Source organism: Planktothrix sp. FACHB-1355 (genome assembly GCF_014748295.1).
Lineage (GTDB): Bacteria > Cyanobacteriota > Cyanobacteriia > Cyanobacteriales > Aerosakkonemataceae > Aerosakkonema > Aerosakkonema funiforme_A.
Window position 1 is genome coordinate 1 of the sequence record NZ_JACJUP010000276.1, and the last position, 3933, is coordinate 3933.

The 3933-nt window shown below is 45.9% G+C and carries 3 protein-coding genes; 2 read left to right on the forward strand and 1 reads right to left on the reverse strand.

Going from position 1 to position 3933, the window contains the following annotated elements; all coding sequences use genetic code 11:
- Positions 1-994: reverse transcriptase domain-containing protein (locus tag H6S82_RS13610; RefSeq protein ID WP_191056315.1), on the reverse strand; the 994-nt coding region annotated here is incomplete at its 3' end.
- 949 nt (positions 995-1943) lie between these two features.
- Here H6S82_RS13610 and H6S82_RS13615 point away from each other — a divergent pair.
- Both H6S82_RS13615 and mreC read left to right on the forward strand, forming a co-directional pair.
- Positions 1944-2951, forward strand: coding sequence for a rod shape-determining protein (locus H6S82_RS13615; RefSeq protein WP_190471490.1), 1008 nt, complete (start codon positions 1944-1946; stop codon positions 2949-2951).
- A 94-nt stretch (positions 2952-3045) separates the two neighbouring features.
- Positions 3046-3780 (forward strand): rod shape-determining protein MreC, encoded by a 735-nt coding sequence (gene mreC, locus H6S82_RS13620; RefSeq protein ID WP_190471475.1) that lies wholly within the window; start codon positions 3046-3048, stop codon positions 3778-3780.
- Positions 3781-3933 lie beyond the last annotated feature (153 nt).

Below are 3933 nucleotides of genomic sequence, written 5' to 3' on the forward strand. Positions count from 1 at the left end.
ATTGTCTGACATTGAATCCCAGAAAATCAAACCCTACATTTCCATCATATTTTTTGAAAGTATGGGTAATTAGGGTTTGAGATTGTTTAAGGGCTAACCCCATCTCCATCAACCATTCTTCTATTAGCTGTTTGGCTTCCAGAACTACTTCCAAGCATTCATCCATGAGGACAAAATCATCGGCATATCGAACTAATGTCACTTTTCGGTTCCGATCGTTTGCGATCCTATTGATGAATTTTTTTTGTAGCATATCTTCCAAACCGTGAAGGGCAATGTTTGCCAGCAAGGGAGATATTATCGCTCCCTGTAAGCTTTCTTCATCTGTCGGAAATACTTCCTTACCATTCATAATCCCAGATTTGAGCCATGCTTTAATCTGTCGTCTGAATGTCGGAGTAGTTTGCAGCTTGGAGAGTAGTTTTTCATGGTCAATCCGGTCAAAGCGCTTCTCTATACGCGCATCTAAAACATATTTTGGTTGTTGAACAATACTGTTATAGATGGCGGCTATAGCATCGTGGTATGACCGTCCGGGCCTAAAACCATAACTGTTTGGCTCAAAGCGAGCCTCCCATTCTGGTTCTAGCGCCAGTTTTAATAGGGCTTGCTTTGCTCGTTCTGCGATCGTTAGTATACCAAGCGGTTTTTTCTCATCCTTTCCGAGTTGGCGAATCAATACCCGTCTAGCTGATTGAGATTTGTCATTGAATCGCAGCTTTTTGGCTAAGTTAATTTTCTGGTGATTGGTTAGTTTAGCTAAACCACCCAAACCAAACATATTCTTTTCCCAGTTATTCTGCGTGACTCTTCTGATTGCTACCAACTTGGCATACCAAGATTTAGTCAACAGCCTTTGTAGAGAGCGAACTGTCTTTACATCACCACGAATAGAGGCTCGATAGATTCTCTTTTGGAGCTTGAAAACTTGTCGCTGGACTTTTGCCCAGTCGATCGTTTCCCATCCATACATCGGCTTTATCGCCGTGTTCATGACTTGTTTACTCCTACTAAAATTATCCATCTCTGAGTTATCGTGGCTCTGTCAGCATATCCTTTGGCTTTCCCAAAGGCATTGGCTTGAGAGCCAATCCCTCTCGCCAATTTCATGCGGTTGACTACCTACTCAAGATTCGACCTTTCTTGAGAGAAATTGGCGAGTTATCCCGTTCCTAGCTCCTGCGATTGCGATGGGGTTAGAGTCTTACTATCCGCCGGGTTTGTTGGGGATGCTCTAGGTCAAATTTCGGGTTGCCTAGCCCTTATCCTTGCCTTTTGGCTCAGCCAATAACCTGTGTAGGCTGTTGTAAATTACGACGGCTCAAGCGTAAGTTCAGATGGCCTTACTCGTACCCATCTCTGCTATTAGGGATTCTCTGTCAGGTTCAAAGTTACCTCTTTTTGCACCCCGCTTCACCGAGAAAGATAGTCAGTCCTCCCGGTGGGAGTGTTGCATCTCCTGGCATCTAGGAGGAGGGAATTGGCTTCTAAAAATATTGCTATTCATTAACTTCCAGCTAACATTTTTGAGAAATCGCACCCTCTCAGGAGCTAAGTTGTCAAGGTTCGGTAGGCATTCCTACTTATTCTTGCGAGCGATACCCAATCTGGGGATTGGTTTCTCACTCAACGGGTCGCACCGAAATACTTCACATCGGGGTCTTGACCAACACGGCCTACTAAGCTAACGACATTGAGATTGAGAGTCATAATTGTTTATCAGTACAGCTGTACTCATTTACGGTGTATCTACTTTAGCGAATTGACGGTAGCATACAGATTTAAATTGTTGCTGGTACAAGAATTATCCTGCTTGACTAGACGCCGGATAGAAAACGTAATAAAATCCAGCACGGTTGGGTTACAGTCGTACACAAAAGCATCTCTCTTTGGGGGCCAAGAAGCGCGTGGGTTTTTTCAATCGCTTACCTTTATCTCGCGACATGGGTATCGACCTCGGTACCGCTAACACACTGGTTTATGTATCTGGGAAGGGTATTGTTCTTCAAGAACCTTCTGTAGTGGCCATTGATAAAGATACGATGGAGCCGCTAGCAGTGGGCGAAGAGGCGAAAAAAATGCTGGGCCGCTGTCCTGGCAATGTAGTTGCTCTTCGTCCCTTACGGGATGGCGTGATTGCCGATTTCGATACCGCAGAGCTAATGCTGAAAGCATTTATCCGGCGGGTGAACGAAGGAAGAGCTTTAGTTTCACCAAGAATTGTGATTGGCATTCCCAGTGGCGTAACTGGAGTAGAACGGCGAGCTGTTATGGATGCAGCGCTTCAAGCCGGTGCGAGGGATGTCCGTTTGATTGACGAACCGGTAGCGGCAGCTATTGGTGCTGGACTACCTGTAGCGGAACCTACGGGTAATATGATTATCGACATTGGCGGCGGTACAACAGAAGTAGCTGTTTTGAGCTTGCAGGGTACTGTGATCAGCGAATCGGTAAGGGTCGCTGGCGACGAGCTGAATGATTCGATCGTTCAGTACATGAAAAAAGTTCACAATCTGGTAGTAGGGGAACGCACTGCTGAGGAAATTAAGATTCAGATTGCCTCTGCTTACCCAACAAATGCTGATGAAGACCAAATTATGGAAGTCCGAGGTTTACATCTACTTTCGGGTCTGCCGCGAACTGTGACAATTAAAGGGCCGGAAATCCGCGAAAGTATGTCGGAACCTCTGGCTGTGATTGTTGATGCTGTTAAGCGTACTTTGGAGCGCACTCCTCCGGAACTGGCAGCTGATATTATCGATCGCGGTATCATGCTGGCAGGGGGCGGTGCCTTACTGAAAGGTTTGGATACTTTGATCAGCCACGAAACCGGCATTGTCGTACACGTGGCAGCAGATCCCTTGAGTTGTGTTGTTTTGGGCACAGGTCGAGTGTTAGAAAATATCAAGCAGCTGGATAGAGTATTCAGCGGTCGCTCTCGCAACCTGTAACTTTCAATACAATCTAAAATTTGAAGGCCGGAATTTAAAATAAATTCTGAGTCACTACACTTGACTGCGAACTTTTATTCCATAAACTCGTTGAATGTACACGCTACGTCGCTGGTGGGATCGTAATTGGTTACAAATGACCCTGGTTGGAACAGTTCTCACAGCTGCCTGGATCGTCAAACAAACTCAGGGTGCAGCAATTTTTGAGACTTACCAATTGGTGACCCGTCCTTTCCAATCCAATCCGCCGAAAGCAGAAATTCTGGCAGATGCCAAAAGTTTGGAACTGCAAGCGCGGTTAGAAGAAGCCCAAAGTCAAAATCGCAAACTGCAAGAGCTTTTGGGATATGTATCTGCCCAAAAATCGAAAGGGATTGTAGCTCCTGTGGTTGGTCGAAGTGCGGATGCCTGGTGGCAACAGATTACTGTGGGCCGGGGCTCTCAAGCGGGAATAAAACAAGGCTATATTGTCACATCTACCGGCGGTTTGGTAGGCCGGGTGATCGGTGTGACTAAAAATACTAGCCAGGTGTTATTAATTAGCGATGCCAGCAGTCGTGTTGGCGTTAGTATCAGCCGCAGTCGCTATATGGGTGTAATGCGCGGTCAGTCAGGAGACCGAGCGGTAATTCAATTCTTTGAAAGAGTTCCAGATGTCCGCAAAGGTGATGTGGTCGCTACCTCATCAGTAAGTCAGTTTCCGTCAGGTGTGCCTGTGGGACGTGTGGAATCGGTGAATCTCAGCCAAAGCCCCGCTCCTGAAGCTACGATCGTACTTTCAGCACCCACAAGTTACTTGGAGTGGGTGGTTATTTATCCAAGTGATTGATAATATATTTTGTCGATCGATCGCCTTTACAAGGGATAGAAAAACATAGAAAATTACCTGAAAATACGGGTCGATCCCACAAAAAAATGACAAGTGGCCGATAAGCAATAACCAATGACCAGTTACCGCTCTTCATCTCAAAAATATCATCGC